This is a genomic window from Streptococcus porci DSM 23759 (genome assembly GCF_000423765.1).
GTDB lineage: Bacteria > Bacillota > Bacilli > Lactobacillales > Streptococcaceae > Streptococcus > Streptococcus porci.
This window is the reverse complement of record NZ_AUIP01000001.1, coordinates 12,961-27,043: the sequence shown is the minus strand read 5'-3', so window position 1 is coordinate 27,043 and position 14,083 is coordinate 12,961. Positions and strand designations below refer to the sequence as shown.

Annotated in this window: 20 protein-coding genes; all 20 read right to left on the bottom strand. The window is 35.5% G+C overall.

What is annotated here, in order from left to right; translation table 11 throughout:
• Positions 1 to 7 precede the first annotated feature (7 nt).
• The 20 genes from G576_RS0100175 to G576_RS0100075 all read right to left on the bottom strand — a co-directional run bounded on the left by G576_RS0100175 (position 8) and on the right by G576_RS0100075 (position 14,080).
• Positions 8 to 598 carry a major tail protein gene (locus G576_RS0100175; RefSeq protein ID WP_027972823.1) on the bottom strand — a complete coding sequence of 197 codons (591 nt, stop codon included), beginning with the start codon at positions 596 to 598 and terminating at the stop codon, positions 8 to 10.
• Entirely contained in the window at positions 583 to 921 is a 339-nt protein-coding gene (locus G576_RS0100170; protein ID WP_027972822.1) for a hypothetical protein, read from the bottom strand. The genes G576_RS0100175 and G576_RS0100170 overlap by 16 nt, the downstream gene beginning before the upstream one ends.
• Complete coding sequence (locus G576_RS0100165) at positions 914 to 1,291, bottom strand: HK97 gp10 family phage protein (protein WP_037618096.1); 378 nt, start codon at positions 1,289 to 1,291, stop codon at positions 914 to 916. Before G576_RS0100165 ends, G576_RS0100170 begins: the two co-directional genes overlap by 8 nt.
• Complete coding sequence (locus G576_RS0100160) at positions 1,288 to 1,620, bottom strand: phage head closure protein (RefSeq protein WP_027972820.1); 333 nt, start codon at positions 1,618 to 1,620, stop codon at positions 1,288 to 1,290. The genes G576_RS0100165 and G576_RS0100160 overlap by 4 nt, the downstream gene beginning before the upstream one ends.
• Complete coding sequence (locus tag G576_RS0100155; RefSeq protein ID WP_027972819.1) at positions 1,620 to 1,895, bottom strand: head-tail connector protein; 276 nt, start codon at positions 1,893 to 1,895, stop codon at positions 1,620 to 1,622. The genes G576_RS0100160 and G576_RS0100155 overlap by 1 nt, the downstream gene beginning before the upstream one ends.
• Positions 1,896 to 1,912: 17 nt before the next feature.
• Entirely contained in the window at positions 1,913 to 3,076 is a 1,164-nt protein-coding gene (locus tag G576_RS0100150) for a phage major capsid protein (RefSeq protein ID WP_211218864.1), read from the bottom strand.
• A 5-nt stretch (positions 3,077 to 3,081) separates the two neighbouring features.
• Positions 3,082 to 3,792, bottom strand: coding sequence for a head maturation protease, ClpP-related (locus G576_RS0100145; RefSeq protein WP_027972817.1), 711 nt, complete (start codon positions 3,790 to 3,792; stop codon positions 3,082 to 3,084).
• The gene (locus G576_RS0100140; RefSeq protein ID WP_027972816.1) at positions 3,758 to 5,017 is read right to left on the bottom strand and encodes a phage portal protein; all 1,260 of its coding nucleotides are present in this window, start codon (positions 5,015 to 5,017) and stop codon (positions 3,758 to 3,760) included. The genes G576_RS0100145 and G576_RS0100140 overlap by 35 nt, the downstream gene beginning before the upstream one ends.
• A gap of 94 nt (positions 5,018 to 5,111) precedes the next feature.
• Positions 5,112 to 5,441 (bottom strand): hypothetical protein, encoded by a 330-nt coding sequence (locus G576_RS0100135; protein ID WP_051177923.1) that lies wholly within the window; start codon positions 5,439 to 5,441, stop codon positions 5,112 to 5,114.
• A 46-nt stretch (positions 5,442 to 5,487) separates the two neighbouring features.
• A complete protein-coding gene (locus G576_RS0100130) occupies positions 5,488 to 6,381 on the bottom strand; it encodes a Fic family protein (RefSeq protein ID WP_027972814.1) in 894 nt (297 codons plus the stop codon).
• 154 nt (positions 6,382 to 6,535) lie between these two features.
• Positions 6,536 to 8,125 (bottom strand): terminase large subunit, encoded by a 1,590-nt coding sequence (locus G576_RS0100125; RefSeq protein ID WP_027972813.1) that lies wholly within the window; start codon positions 8,123 to 8,125, stop codon positions 6,536 to 6,538.
• A 35-nt stretch (positions 8,126 to 8,160) separates the two neighbouring features.
• Complete coding sequence (locus G576_RS0100120) at positions 8,161 to 8,361, bottom strand: hypothetical protein (protein ID WP_027972812.1); 201 nt, start codon at positions 8,359 to 8,361, stop codon at positions 8,161 to 8,163.
• A gap of 63 nt (positions 8,362 to 8,424) precedes the next feature.
• A complete protein-coding gene (locus tag G576_RS14005) occupies positions 8,425 to 8,802 on the bottom strand; it encodes a DUF4314 domain-containing protein (RefSeq protein WP_083959888.1) in 378 nt (125 codons plus the stop codon).
• A complete protein-coding gene (locus tag G576_RS0100105; RefSeq protein ID WP_027972811.1) occupies positions 8,787 to 8,981 on the bottom strand; it encodes a DUF6900 domain-containing protein in 195 nt (64 codons plus the stop codon). The genes G576_RS14005 and G576_RS0100105 overlap by 16 nt, the downstream gene beginning before the upstream one ends.
• 57 nt (positions 8,982 to 9,038) lie before the next feature.
• On the bottom strand, positions 9,039 to 10,466 hold the full coding sequence (locus tag G576_RS0100100; protein WP_037618090.1) for a DNA cytosine methyltransferase: 1,428 nt from the start codon (positions 10,464 to 10,466) through the stop codon (positions 9,039 to 9,041).
• A complete protein-coding gene (locus G576_RS0100095; RefSeq protein ID WP_027972809.1) occupies positions 10,450 to 11,697 on the bottom strand; it encodes a site-specific DNA-methyltransferase in 1,248 nt (415 codons plus the stop codon). Before G576_RS0100095 ends, G576_RS0100100 begins: the two co-directional genes overlap by 17 nt.
• A 9-nt stretch (positions 11,698 to 11,706) precedes the next feature.
• A complete protein-coding gene (locus G576_RS0100090; RefSeq protein WP_027972808.1) occupies positions 11,707 to 12,489 on the bottom strand; it encodes an S-adenosylmethionine synthetase N-terminal domain-containing protein in 783 nt (260 codons plus the stop codon).
• 2 nt (positions 12,490 to 12,491) lie between these two features.
• Positions 12,492 to 13,043 (bottom strand): P27 family phage terminase small subunit, encoded by a 552-nt coding sequence (locus G576_RS0100085; RefSeq protein WP_027972807.1) that lies wholly within the window; start codon positions 13,041 to 13,043, stop codon positions 12,492 to 12,494.
• Between the two features lie 132 nt (positions 13,044 to 13,175).
• Positions 13,176 to 13,538, bottom strand: a complete 363-nt coding sequence (locus G576_RS0100080) for an HNH endonuclease (protein WP_027972806.1) — start codon at positions 13,536 to 13,538, stop codon at positions 13,176 to 13,178.
• A gap of 131 nt (positions 13,539 to 13,669) precedes the next feature.
• Complete coding sequence (locus tag G576_RS0100075) at positions 13,670 to 14,080, bottom strand: hypothetical protein (RefSeq protein WP_027972805.1); 411 nt, start codon at positions 14,078 to 14,080, stop codon at positions 13,670 to 13,672.
• Positions 14,081 to 14,083 lie beyond the last annotated feature (3 nt).

Below are 14,083 nucleotides of genomic sequence, written 5' to 3'. Positions count from 1 at the left end.
TAGACTCCTATCTTGATGGTAGAGATGTTGCTTCTGCTTTTGGTGTAGGTACATAAACCGTTTTATACCAGTTTTGATAACTTGCATCTTGTGTCGTGTCTCCCGTTCTTGATTTAACTAACCCATCTTCTCTCGGATCTGCTGTTAACGTGAGTTTCTCCGTCCCCGGTGAAATAGACTCTTCTTTTGTTTCAGATTCGATTGACGGACGAGAAGTAGAGCAGTTATATAAAACATGTCGGATTGCTTTTTCATCTCCATCAAACTCAAACAGCAGTGCAAATTTCTCCGTTTCTTTAACTGTTGCTTTTTCAACCAACACGCCATTTTTATCTAATTCCTCATTTAAAATTTCTGTTCTAAACCATTCAGGTATTAATGCAATTTCCAAGTCACCACTATACCCATTGTTTGATGTCGACCTAAAATAAACAATACCATCTGCATAAAACGGACTTGATTCACCTTCTGCTTCTAAACTAATGCTCACCGCACCAGGGATTGGTTTAGGTGTTGCGTAATTAAATGTTCCTTCAGGTGTTTTCGTTAATTTCGCTGCATGAACATTTTTTAAATTATATTTTACTTTGTTTCCCATAACTTATTCTCCTCCATTTCAAATGTATATAAGACTTCATAGAGTTTTTCTGACTCTATCCAAACTTCACTTTTTTCATACACGATACTATTTTTATCAAGTATAGATTCTACTTTTTGCTCTAAAGTAATATCCTTTTTGTCGCTATAAATTTCTAAATGTACAACACTTACCTTAAAGTGAATCTTCCCATCTGCTTTAAAGTGATTCGTATTTGGTAGTAAATAAACTACAAAGGGTGGCTTAGGCGATTTACTCTCGGCAAAATGATGATAGGCATACGGGATATTAAGTTGTTTTAAGATTGTATTTAAATTAGCCATTGTTTAATATCTCCTGTACTCTTTCTTCGAATAATTGAATTGATTGTTGTTCAGCTTCTCCGATATGTGGTATTGCTTTCGTTCGTCCACCATTTCTTTTGGCATGACCAAACTCTAGTAAATGCGTAAGTTGGTATTTATTTTTTGAATGAACTATCACACTCATAGCGTTTGATGATTCTCTTGTCACTTTAACTGCCCAACTTTTAGAATATTTCTTACTTTTCTTTGGCGCAGTTGCTTGAATTAATTCTTTTGTTTCCTTACCAACTTCTCTTACGGTTTCTTTAATTTGTTCATTGGTTAGCTTTTTATACTGGTCAAGTTTTTTTTGAATGGTTTTAGCTAAATCATCGACTTTTATTTTCATCTTTCTACCCTTTGACAATGAATTTTCAATGATTTCTTTTTATAATTCATATGGTCAATTCCTTTGATGTTATATATCTGATCCTCAAAAATCACTCGGTGAGTAAGTGAATCTACTTTAGCTACTTCAGATGAATAACGAATTGTAAAATCTATTTTACTGTTATCCCACATCGCACCTGCACTTGTATTTTCCAGTGGACTTTCGTGGCTGACACTTGCAAAGCAAGTATAGGCATCTTGCCAATATTCTATTTGGTTGCCCACTTCATCCATAGCTACACTTGAGATTTGTAGAGTGATTTTTGTATTAAACAAACTGACCTTCATTAAAACTCCACCTTTCTAAGTCCAAAGAGTAGACTTCTAAGGGTAAGTGTTAAATCCTTGTGATTTGCTTCTTCTCTATGCTCATATAAATAGGCAATTGCATAAAGCATAGCGATTTTCACTTCATCTTTTTGTAACAACTCGTCTGTTTCATCTACTCTTAGGATATGCGAACATAATTGTTTCGCACTCAACATCAAAGACTCAAGCAGTGCGTCATCATCGCTTGAATCTACTCTGACATATTGTTTAACTTCTTCTAACGTAAGACTCACTGCTTAACCCTCCTTTTCTAACCTTGTGTACTTAAGATTTGTACGGCTTCTTTGACAATCAACTTACCGTCAACACGTTCTTTTGCCACATACCCAATCATCCCATTACCTGCGAATAATTCAGTTAAGGCTTTAAATGAACGAGCCCCACGATCCCCAATGTTGTAATAGCTAAAGTCGCCAAAAGCGATCGTATTTTCTGGTGCAAATGCGGAAGTATAAACAGGATAACCTAACAATTTATCAGGCTCACCTTGTTGATAGCTTGGTTGCCAAATGTATGCCCCATTACTATCCTTAAATTTTCTAATCTGAGCGATGGTCTTATCATTCGTAATAAAGACTGCATTTTTTCGATAAGGTCGTTTTAAGGCATGTACTAAGTTAATGACGTCATCTGACTTAATCGCACTAACTTTCTCAAGGAATGTACCACCATTGGTTTCGTGGAAGATACCTGTTGGTTTGTTGTTTCCATCACCGTTTAAGAAAGCATCTTCTTCAGCATTCGCAAGTGCTTTACCAAATTGTTCATTAATGTATGCTTCTAAATTAAATGCACTGTCATAAAGCAATTCTTCTGTCACTTTAATGGCAACGTGCAACTTATGCGCATCTAGCAACATTTGCTTAAAGGTTGCATCTCCAAACTGTAATTCTGCCCCTTCGTCAATCCATGCTGCTGCTGGACGAGTACCTGCGATATTAATTTTATGATTACCTGCAGTTGTAATGACAGTAGCTAAATTACGAATGATATTCTCTTCTTCTAAAACAGAGATTAGTCGTGCGTCATATTCTTCAGGAACTAAATACCCACCATCAGCATCCACTCCTTCTTGTAGAATATTCGACACTTGTTTAAAGTTCGTACGTAGCGCTTGAAGCATACTTTCCTTATACTCTTTACGAGCACGACCTGTTTTCTCCTCAACGTCTTGTCTTGGTTTTTCTTTAATTGGAGCATTGATTGGTTTTTCCATCATTTTCTCCATTTGTTCCTCACGTTGTAATCGGTCGATTTCTTTACTAAAGTTCAACACTTTATTTTCCATTTCTTGATATTGTTTCGTGTGTTCTTCAGACAATAGACCGTCTTTATCCTTATTCGATTCAACAAAAGCTTTTGCACCTTCCCAAGCTTTATTACGTTTTTCAATCATTTCTAAAATTTTACTCATCATTATTACCTCCAATTTTTTATTAAGTTGAGTCTGTCTAGTAAGTCATCTGACTTAGCTGTATTGGTTTTAGCTTTAATCTTACTTTTCTCTGCAATTTTATTTTTTAATGAATTCTCTACAATTACTTTTGAATAGAGATTTGATAACACAGGTGCATCTGTACCATCTTCTTTTTCTCGTTCTAATAACGTGTCACAAAATCCTAATTCAATTGCTTTATGGACATTCATCCAAGTTTCACTATCCATCATGTTGGACAATTTTTGGCGTGCTAAGCCTGTCTTGATTTCATAAGCATTCATAATTGATTCTTTGACTTCATCTAACATTGCCATCGCTTGTTTCATCTGTTCTTTATCTCCAAAAGCAACAGTCATTGGATTATGAATCATCATCATAGAGACTGGACTCATCAACACTTTTGTCCCAGCCATCGCAATAACTGATGCTGCACTTGCTGCTATACCATCAATTTTTACGATCACTTCTCCTTTGTGTTCAATTAACATATTGTAAATTTGAGCTGCTGCGATACAATCCCCACCGGGAGAGTTAATCCAAACCGTAATATCCCCTTTGTGATTTTCTAGTTCAGACTTAAAAAGCCTTGGCGTGACATCATCATCAAACCAAGACTCTTCAGCAATCGTTCCATTCAAAAAAAGAATGTGTTCATCATTATTCTTTGTTTTCCAATTCCAAAATTTCTTCACTCTTTATTTCTTCCTCCTTATTTAGATTTACGAATGCGCCTGCATTTTTTAATGGCAACATATTTCCATTAACTAAATACAAGTCGCCACCTTCTTCAGTTGGTATTCGATCTAGGTTTTCTAAAGTTCTAATATCGTTAGCACTCATCCAACCATTTTGACGTCCAACTGCATAACCATTCATTCGAGATTGATAATCACCACGAAGTAGCCCATCCACATTAAACTTCACATAAAATTGACTCTTTTCTTTATCCTTTAACAATCGCCTATTGAAGGCTTGTTCAAAACGAATGACCCATGGGTCTAAGGTATATTTCACAAACTCTAGGGATTGTTGTTCAATATTAGAAAAGCTAGACTTTTCAAGATCACCTACCATATGAGGTGGTATCCTAAAAATTCTAGCTATCTCATTGATTTGAAACTTTCGTGTTTCTAAAAATTGTGCCTCATTTGGAGATATGGAAATCGGTGTATACTTCATCCCTTCTTCCAGTATCGCCACCTTATGGGTATTGTTTCCAGAAAAACCACGGGTCCAACTTTCTCTTAAACTTTCTGCATTTCTAACTGTTCCTGGATGTTCTAAAATCCCACTAGGTGTAGCACCATTAGAGAAAAACTTGGCTCCATATTCTTCGGCAGCCATAGACATCCCAATTGCATTTTTCGCCATCGCAATGGGTGAGTATCCTACTAAACCATCAAAGCCGAGTCCTGGAATATGCAAAACATCTTGAGATGATAGCCTGACCTTACTCCCTTCTCCTGTTAAATATTCATAGTAAATGGTATGATGCTCATCTCGATCGACCTTCATTTTATCTGGCATTAATGGATATAACCCTAAAACATCGCCTTTTCCATTTCGGATAATTTGTGCATAAGCATTCCCCCATAACAATAAATGTGTCATCAAGGTTTCTCTAAAAATAAAACTGGTCATTTCACTATTTGGTTCATTATGCAATATATTATATAGGCTATGTTTGGTTGCTTTTTTACTTCCTAAATCTGTTATTTCGTATATATGCAGTGGTAAACTAGCTAGTGTTTCAGATAATATCCGAACACATGAATAAACAGCTGTCATCTGCATTGCTGTCTTTTCGTTAACATGTTTTCCACTTGATGATTGTCCAACAAAAAAAGAGTAACTGTTATTACTCAATTTGTTTTCCGGTTTGTCTCTAGATTTAAATAAACCACTTAATATTCCCATTCACACTCCTCCTAATTTTTACATCAAAAAAGCACCTACTCTTATTAGTAGATGCTTTAAACTTAAATTTCTATTTTGTTCTACAAACTGGGATTTAAAGTTCTCTGATTATCCATTTAGCTTCTTGATTTTCTTTTGTTGCACAATATCCACAAGGCATTTCTACCAAAGTTCCTATCGAATTATCTAACTCAAATACAGACTGTAAAGAAACTAATTTAGCGTCCTCTACTTCGTGTGTTTTTCCGCATAAGAATTGCCACATACCATCATCTTCATCATGTGATACAAATAAAATTGGTTCTTCTCTATTTATTACATGACTACATACAATAGCTGCTGTATTTGGCTCATCATAAAAAGGGAATTTCTGCTCTACAATTTTAGCATTTTTATTCTTTTTTAATTTTTCAAATAGCCCCATAGCTAACACCTCCACAAATTCTAATTTATTTAACGACTTGCTATTCTTACATATCCAAAATAGACAAATACAAATCCAGTCTCTGATTTAAATATCTTGCAAACATATCTGCCATTGCAGATATATTATGTTTTACATGATATTCATCAAAGGCTTCATAGTATTTCAAGCGATCGGTAAACTTTATATCTATCGGTAGATACCCCGCTTTCATTAGTTCTAAGTTAACTAGTAGTCTTCCGGTTCTTCCGTTTCCATCGATAAAAGGATGTATGCTTTCAAATTCGATATGAAAACGGGCAAGCTTAGTCACAATATCTCCCTTGCTGTTTTCATATTGTTCCAGTAGTTCTTCCATCTTGGGAATAATCAAATATGGCTGTACAGGTTCATGTGCAGCTCCCATAATCCTAACTGGAACTCTTCTATATATGCCCCTATCTTCTTTCTTATCGGCCAAGACCAGATAGTGAATATCCTTTATTACTTTTTCAGATATTGGGGCGTTTTCACTAACAAGCTGCCTGACATAATCAAAGGCGTCTTTATGTCCAATAACTTCCAAATGCTCTTTTAATGATTTCTGGTCAATAGTGAGCCCTCTAAGAACCATATCTGTCTCTCGCAAGGTTAAGGTATTACCTTCGATTGCATTTGAATTATAGGTGTATTCTGTTAGGAATTCCTCATTTAATCTTTCTAGCTCTCCTTCTGTTAAAGGTCTTCTTCTTTTAAGAATTTCTAGTTTGTCTTCTATAATTGGAATGAGTGATTCCTTAATTTTATATCTTCCATCAGTCGGCTTTGTTGCATCATAAGGTATTTTCCAAGCTCTTCCTTCTTGATATGCACCGGGAATCTTCCCTTCTGAACACAAAATTCTTACTCTTCTGTCGGATATGCCCCATTTTTCAGCCGCTTGTTTCACTGTAATGTACATAAATCGTTCCTCCATTCTTTCATATTATACCATCTTATCGGAACAATATCAACGAAATAGGAATAACGTATACCGTTTATCGGAATAATACTAGTTTGTGGAACGATACCTTATATATGGAACAATATTATCTGCTATAACGGAATGATAAATTTCACATAAACAAAATACCTCTGCTGTCATATACACTCTCTGTGTTTTGATTACCACACCTAATCGCCCTATCAAGTGCCATAATTGTAGCGATAGCACCATCAATTTTCTCCGTTGATTTTTCCTTATCGGCTTTGATGTTACCTGCAGGGTCTGTTCGTATGAAAATGTTATCCATATTCCACCTAAGTACTGGATGCCCCCCGTGAGCAATTTTTTTCTCAAGCGTTAGTTTCATCAATTCTTTTGTAGGTGGACTCATATCCTTAAACCCCTGACCAAACGGTACAACTGCAAAACCCATTCCTTCTAAGTTTTGAACCATTTGAACAGCTCCCCATCTATCAAAGGCAATTTCTCTAATATTGAACCTTTCACCTAATTTTTCTATGAATGTTTCTATATATCCATAGTGAACAACATTTCCTTCTGTGGTTTGGATATACCCTTGTCTTTCCCAAATGTCATAGGGAACATGGTCTCGTTTAACCCTTAACTCCAGTGTTTCTTCCGGCAACCAAAAATATGGAAGTATCACAAATTTATCTTCTTCATCTATCGGTGGAAAAACTAAAACAAAGGCTGTAATGTCTGTTGTAGATGATAGGTCAAGACCTCCATAGCATACTCTTCCTTCAAGTTCATCTTCATTTACTGCAAAGGAACAAGCATCCCACTTTTCCATAGGCATCCAACGTACTGCTTGTTTTACCCATTGATTGAGTCGCAATTGTCTAAAGGCATTCTCTTCTCCTGGATTTTGTTTCGCTGATTCACACGCCATTTTCACTTTCTCAATTGGTACGGTTACTCCTAGAGAGGGATTAGCTTTTTTCCATACTTTTGGATCTGTCCAATCATCACTCTCATCAGCACCATAAATGACAGGATAAAAAGTTGGGTCTACTTTTCTACCCTCTAGTATATCTTTTGCTTTTTGGTGTGTTTCATAACATATCGAATTTGTATCTGTTCCTGCTGTTGTGATTAAAAAATATAAAGGCTGTGTTCTAGCATCCCCACTTCCTTTTGTCATCACATCAAACAGTTTTCTGTTAGGTTGTGTATGTAACTCATCAAACACAACCCCATGAATGTTAAAACCATGTTTTGAATATGCCTCAGCCGATAAGACTTGATAAAAACTATTCGTTGGTAAATACACAATCCGTTTTTGCGAGGCTAAAATCTTTACTCGTTTATTTAATGCAGGACACATCCTAACCATATCCGCAGCAACTTCAAATACGATACTTGCTTGTTGTCTATCTGCCGCACAGCCATACACTTCAGCACGTTCTTCAAAATCTCCACAACATAGCAGTAGTGCCACTGCAGCTGCGAGTTCAGATTTGCCCATCTTCTTAGGTATTTCAATATATGCCGTATTAAACTGTCGATACCCATCTGGTTTTACAATGCCAAATAAATCTCTAATGATTTGTTCTTGCCAATTTAATAATTTAAATGGCTTGCCTGCCCATGTTCCTTTTGTATGGGATAGGCATTCAATAAAATTTACTGCATAGTCAGCTAATTCTTTGTTATATTTAGATGTTTTTTGTTTAAACTGACTTGGTTTATATTTCACTTAATTCCCTCCCAACAAAAAAAGAGCTTAATGCCCTAAATTAATTCATCCAGTATGTTGTACTCTTTTTCAAGTTTTTCTATTTCTTGAGTGATACATTGCCATCTAAAACCATTTTTACACCAGTTTCTTTTATCATTTAATATTTTGATTTCTTTTTTTCTTTCTTCTAAAATCTCTATTGCGAAAAATGGATCTGTCAGAATGCTTACATAATCTTTTTCAAATCGTGTCATGTTTATTATCCTCGCTTTAATTTCGTTACACTATATATCACTCTAAAGCGAATAATTATCAAGTTATTTTTTACCATTTATGATGATATTTATATAGGCTTTTTTATCATCTTCGATAAACATAACCAATTCATATAAACCCATTTCATAAGCAATTCTCTGCACGGAATTGGTATCAAACATATTCGTTAATCCTGTATCTCTAACTTTTATAATTTGTCGAATAATGTCATCTTGAACCTTGACACATTTATCAACGTCTAGAACGATACTTAATCGACTGCCATTATCCCATCTTACAAGTATAGAACATAAATCATCAACTCCAATTACAGTCCCTAAACTACCAATTGGTGGAGCTTGTTCATCATCCATTTTGACTAATTTCACACGAGTACCACTTGGGTACTCAGTGCGAAGCTGTTTTAGTTTTTCTTGCATTGTTTTTCACCTTGTTTTTTTCCAAGTTCGTATGCTTCTTCTAACATTTTTTGTAGCGTCCAAACCGCAACATCCAAGAAATCTTCAGAATCATTGTAGCGTGTTTCTAAATCTCCTCTTTGTTCTACAGCAAGTAAGTTTTTTTCTGCAATCTTATATAGGCTTTTTCTCATTTTCATTTTAGTGTACTCCTTTGTTTTTCGTTACACTATATATCACTCTAAACCAATTATATATCAAGTTATTTTTGCGATTTTTTTCATAATATATTGAACACAAGGAAGTGCCACACCATTACCCCACATCTTATATTCTGCTGTATCTGAATAAGGATTGGATAACCATTTTATTATTTGCTTATCCGATTTAGATTTCATTTTTCCAATAATGATACGATGTTCTTCAAAAACTTCTCTCCAAAATTTCAACTCACCTTCAGTTGGATTTGTAATGTTTAAGTCACTACACCACTCATCTGGAAAACCTTGAAGCCTGCCACATTCAAGTGGTGTTAATCTTCTAACTTTTAGGTTTCTATCCATTACGGTAGGTGGATCTTTATAGTCACTAGAAACTAATGTACCTACTTCATCAACATTAACACTTGTATGGTGTGAATTTTTACTTGTAGAATAAACCACAGCTAATCCACCTTGATTTCTATCTGGGTTATTTCCACCAGTATCAATCGTTCTAGAGAGATTGGTTTCGTAAATATTTGCCCTTACGTTGCGTGTGTTTTCGCTTGTAAGTCGAATGTCGTAAGTTTTAGTATTAACTACCAATGGTTGATTATTCCCCCCTAAACCAAGATTAGCTCCAATTGTAGGGCTAATATCTAACGGTCCTTTAAATCTTGAGTCTTGTCCGTGATTTTCAAATACATAAGGTGCTCGATTCCCTTTGGCACGAAGTGTTGAAGTAAAATCTTCTGTCACATCCATTCTTTCTCCACCTTGGTCATTTAAGCAGATTGTAGTGCCTCTTCCAATTCTTGTGGTAGTTGTTTCCCTCTCAGACGTGCTCTCTTCAATATTCCCTGGCAGGCTTTCTTTGTCAAATAATATTTCACTGGCACATTTGCCATTAAAATCTGTGACAAGGAAGATTCTTTTTCTTCTTTGGGGAACTCCAAAATACCTAGCATCAAGAACTCGCCATGCAAGAGAGAATGTTCGACCCACAATCTCTCCACTGTTGGTCCATTTTGTAGGTCTAGGGATAGATGTCTGTGTTTCTTTAATTTTGCAGATTGCTTCAAGCACACATCTAAAGTCTTCTCCTTTGTTGCTTGAGAAGGCTCCTGGTACATTTTCCCAAATGATATATCTTGGATACTCTCCATTCGTTTCCTCCCTCATTTCTTTTATTACTCGTATTGCTTCATAAAAAAGGTTAGACTTTTTACCATCTAACCCTTGTCTTTTTCCTGCAATAGATAAATCTTGACAAGGACTACCAAACGTAATGATATCTACTGGTGGTATGTCTTTGCCATTTATTTTTTGGATATTTCCTAAATGTTTTACTTCTGGCAAATTCTTCCTTGTCACTAAAATTGGAAATGGTTCTACTTCACTATTCCAAATAGGTTTTATACCGACTAACTTTGATGCTAACTCAAAACCACCAGAACCTGAAAATAAACTACCCATTGTCAACATGAGTTCCACCCACTTTTTCAAAACCTAGCTTTTTCCCATCTCGAATGACATAAACATCACTAGAATTACCTACTTGTTCAATATATCTTTTGACGATAACATCACAGAATTTCTCATCCAATTCAATGGTGTAACAAATTCTATCAAGCTGATCGCTTGCAAGTAATGTAGAACCACTACCACCAAACATATCAAGAACAACGCTGTTGGTCATACTTGAGTTTTTGATTGGATAAGCAATCAAGTCTAATGGTTTCATTGTTGGATGGTCTGTATTTTTCTTTGGTTTATCAAATTCCCAAATGGTAGATTCCTTTCTCCCTGTATACCATTGATGTTTACCCTTTTGTTTCCAACCAAATAATATTGGTTCATGTTGCCACTGATAAGGACTTCTACCTAAAACGAGTGATTGCTTTTTCCAAATACAAGTACCAGATAGATAAAATCCCGCATCTTTAAATGCTTTTCTAAAATTATATCCTTCCGTATCAGCATGAAATACATAAATACTAGAATCTTGTGCCATTACCTTTTCTGTTTGCTTGAATGCATCTAGTAAGAAATGATAGAAGGCACTATCTTCCATATCATCATTTTTAATTTTCCCAGCACTTCCTTCATAGTTCACGTTGTATGGAGGGTCAGTAACGACTAGGTTTACTTTTGTATCCCCTAGTAGTTTCTTATAAGTTTCTTCCTTAGTTGAATCACCACAAATGAGTGTATGTTTACCTAAATGCCAAATATCTCCTGTTTGAGTGATTGCTGGCTTTTTCAATTCTTCTTCTACATCAAAGTCATCATCTTCAATATCTTTTGTTTCATCAAAAAGTTTAGATAATTCCTTATCGTCAAATCCAAGTAAATCTAAATCAAAGTCCACACCTTGTAAATCAGATAACTCAATGGTTAGCAAATCATTATCCCAACCTGCATTTAATGCGAGTTTATTATCTGCAATAATATATGCTTTCTTTTGTACCTCAGTTAGGTGTTCTTCTTTAATACAGGGTATCTTTTCAAGCCCTAACTTTTGGGCTGCATAGTAACGACCATGTCCACATAAAATAGTATTGTCACTTGATACAATTACTGGATTTAAAAAACCAAACTCTTTTATACTAGCTGCGATTTGTGCAATTTGTGTATCTGAATGTGTCCTCGCATTATTCACATATGGAATGAGTTCATTGATATTGGCTAAATAATACTGTGCTTCTTTTTTCATTTCACACCTCTAAAAAAGACCCCACTCGGCTAGTTTCTCAAAACCACCAATGGAGTCTATATATTCTTTTGCAATTTTTACGATATCTTCATAAGGAATTCCGTCTATTGTTTCATCACCAATCGCACATGAAAACTGCACAGGTTCTTTTACTTGTTGCGATCTTAAAAAGGCATAAATGTTAACTGACACATCTGCTTTAGATAAGTCTTTACCATGTAAACCACCACCCGTTACACTATCAGCCATATCACTGCCTAGTTTTCGATTAGTAGCACCCGTATCTACGTCCGTTCCTCCTGTCCAACCACCTAATGGGTTAATGATTGCATTAGGAAATTGGCTCTGTAAAAACTGTTGATAGGCATTACTTTGACAGATGATTAATTTTTCTCCGTCTAAAATATATTTACCATCAAATGGATATTGTCTGTAAATATTTCTTGCGATTTCAGATAATTTTTTCTGTTCATCTGTTACAGGCATACCTTTAAATATGCCGTTATCACCACATCTAATTTTTCCTTCTTGGTTATTAGATAAATGTACATCTTGCTTTTCAATTGTGATATCACATTTCATCTTACCTGCAATTCTTTCAATTATTGTCACAATTTCTTTTTTCTTTAATTGACTTGTCGTTTCAATAATGACAATACATTTTCTGTGTCCGATTAATACTTCAACGGCAACTTTTGGTTGTTCTTCTTTTGTATAGGCTAAGTCCACAATTGCTCCTGCAATTCTATCTGCGATTTTATCAGGGTGCTGTGGGTTTACTTTTTCAATCATATTTATATTCCTTTCCTAGAACGAAGTAATCGCTCCATCATATCATCTTGTGGCATTAAACCCTCAAATTCTTTACTACAGTTTTCTTTTACAATTTGGAATATCTCATTCCATAGTTTTAAAGATTGATTCATATAATTTATTCCAATGTTGATAAATGGTGACGGTATAGGATTCCCTGTAGTTGGATGTTTAGACAAAAATCCTAGTTTACTTGTTATCTCTTCGCATTGAATCCATCTTGCTGAACTCATGGCGTAGCGTTCGATTAAATTCGGATGAACTAGTTGCGATACATTTAAATTATCCAACCACTGCCACGTTTCTTCGTAGATTTCTTTTGCTTGTAAAACTGAACCGTCTTTTTGGTCTCGTGATAAATAGTCATTTGGAGTTGGCATTTCAACACCTTCCATATGTGGAATATCCAACATACTTAATGTGCGTCCACCCGGATTACCAGTTTGCACTTTCTCAATATTTGATTTTTTCTTTCGTCCTGCACCAGCTCGTTTGCCTCCACGACCGCCAGTATTGTTTGATTTAGTCGGCATAAAACACCTCCGTTCTGAAAATATTTTTGTTTGATTTTCCCTATTACCCTTTTGATTTCGCTCTTTTTGTGCGTGAAGGGAGGCGCCCGTTATCCTTTGGGATCTAGTTTAGAGATTGTTATCCCCCTACCCCTATTTCTTTTTGTTCCAACGACTACCATCTTTGGCGTGAATTCTTGCATGACAGCTTTGACAAAGAGAAATGAGATTATCTTCATCATGTGTGCCACCTTCTGATAAAGGAACTTTATGATGCACTTCTTCAACGAGTTTCATCCTACCTTCCTTAAAACACAGTTCGCAATAAGGATGAGTTCTTACATACTTTGCACGGACTTTACGCCACTCACTTCCATATCTTTTTCTCACGATTGGGTTTCTATCATACTGTTCGTATCGTTTGTTTTCTCTTTTTTGATGTTCCTCACAAAATCGTCCATCGGTTAATTTTGGACACATTGGATAGGAACATGCTCGTTTAGGTTTAGTTGGCATAACTTCCTCCAATTAAAAAGCCCTGACGGATTTCTCCACCAGAGCGTTGTTTTAATTATACTTTTTCACAATTATAGTCTATCATAGCGTCCTTACTGAATACTAGTGAACTCGACTGCACTTAACTGAACTCAACTGAACAATTGATCCAAATCTTTTAGTGCTAGTCCATGTAGCTTATATATCCATCGTTCTGAATAATACATACTTGCTGCAATCTGTCCCCACGACTTCTTTTCAAAGTATCTTTTTATCAGTAATATCTGATACTCTTTCTCAAGCATTGATATTGCATCCATCCCTTTTGCTTTTTGACTGGCAAGTTCAAATTTTAGTTCTTTTATCTCATCTTCAATTTCTAATGCTTTGGTTAATGCTTTTGCCATGGGTTCTAGTTCTCTACTTGCCTTTATAGGCATATCAGAATATATGGGTGAACTTAAACCTTCTGCAAGTGTTCTATAGGTTTGTGCCATATAGCTTTTTGATTCGATTTGGTTTTCTAATTGTTTTAAGTATCTAAAAAATTCTTTTGATGTCATCTC

What these genes read in the sequence shown, in the direction of transcription:
- G576_RS0100175 (WP_027972823.1), bottom strand. Translation starts at nt 598, where the DNA reads ATGGGAAACAAAGTAAAATATAATTTAAAAAATGTTCATGCAGCGAAA.
- G576_RS0100170 (WP_027972822.1), bottom strand. Translation starts at nt 921, where the DNA reads ATGGCTAATTTAAATACAATCTTAAAACAACTTAATATCCCGTATGCC.
- G576_RS0100165 (WP_037618096.1), bottom strand. Translation starts at nt 1,291, where the DNA reads ATGAAAATAAAAGTCGATGATTTAGCTAAAACCATTCAAAAAAAACTT.
- G576_RS0100160 (WP_027972820.1), bottom strand. Translation starts at nt 1,620, where the DNA reads ATGAAGGTCAGTTTGTTTAATACAAAAATCACTCTACAAATCTCAAGT.
- G576_RS0100150 (WP_211218864.1), bottom strand. Translation starts at nt 3,076, where the DNA reads ATGAGTAAAATTTTAGAAATGATTGAAAAACGTAATAAAGCTTGGGAA.
- G576_RS0100140 (WP_027972816.1), bottom strand. Translation starts at nt 5,017, where the DNA reads ATGGGAATATTAAGTGGTTTATTTAAATCTAGAGACAAACCGGAAAAC.
- G576_RS0100135 (WP_051177923.1), bottom strand. Translation starts at nt 5,441, where the DNA reads ATGGGGCTATTTGAAAAATTAAAAAAGAATAAAAATGCTAAAATTGTA.
- G576_RS0100130 (WP_027972814.1), bottom strand. Translation starts at nt 6,381, where the DNA reads ATGTACATTACAGTGAAACAAGCGGCTGAAAAATGGGGCATATCCGAC.
- G576_RS0100120 (WP_027972812.1), bottom strand. Translation starts at nt 8,361, where the DNA reads ATGACACGATTTGAAAAAGATTATGTAAGCATTCTGACAGATCCATTT.
- G576_RS14005 (WP_083959888.1), bottom strand. Translation starts at nt 8,802, where the DNA reads ATGCAAGAAAAACTAAAACAGCTTCGCACTGAGTACCCAAGTGGTACT.
- G576_RS0100105 (WP_027972811.1), bottom strand. Translation starts at nt 8,981, where the DNA reads ATGAAAATGAGAAAAAGCCTATATAAGATTGCAGAAAAAAACTTACTT.
- G576_RS0100100 (WP_037618090.1), bottom strand. Translation starts at nt 10,466, where the DNA reads ATGTTGACAATGGGTAGTTTATTTTCAGGTTCTGGTGGTTTTGAGTTA.
- G576_RS0100095 (WP_027972809.1), bottom strand. Translation starts at nt 11,697, where the DNA reads ATGAAAAAAGAAGCACAGTATTATTTAGCCAATATCAATGAACTCATT.
- G576_RS0100090 (WP_027972808.1), bottom strand. Translation starts at nt 12,489, where the DNA reads ATGATTGAAAAAGTAAACCCACAGCACCCTGATAAAATCGCAGATAGA.
- G576_RS0100085 (WP_027972807.1), bottom strand. Translation starts at nt 13,043, where the DNA reads ATGCCGACTAAATCAAACAATACTGGCGGTCGTGGAGGCAAACGAGCT.
- G576_RS0100080 (WP_027972806.1), bottom strand. Translation starts at nt 13,538, where the DNA reads ATGCCAACTAAACCTAAACGAGCATGTTCCTATCCAATGTGTCCAAAA.
- G576_RS0100075 (WP_027972805.1), bottom strand. Translation starts at nt 14,080, where the DNA reads ATGACATCAAAAGAATTTTTTAGATACTTAAAACAATTAGAAAACCAA.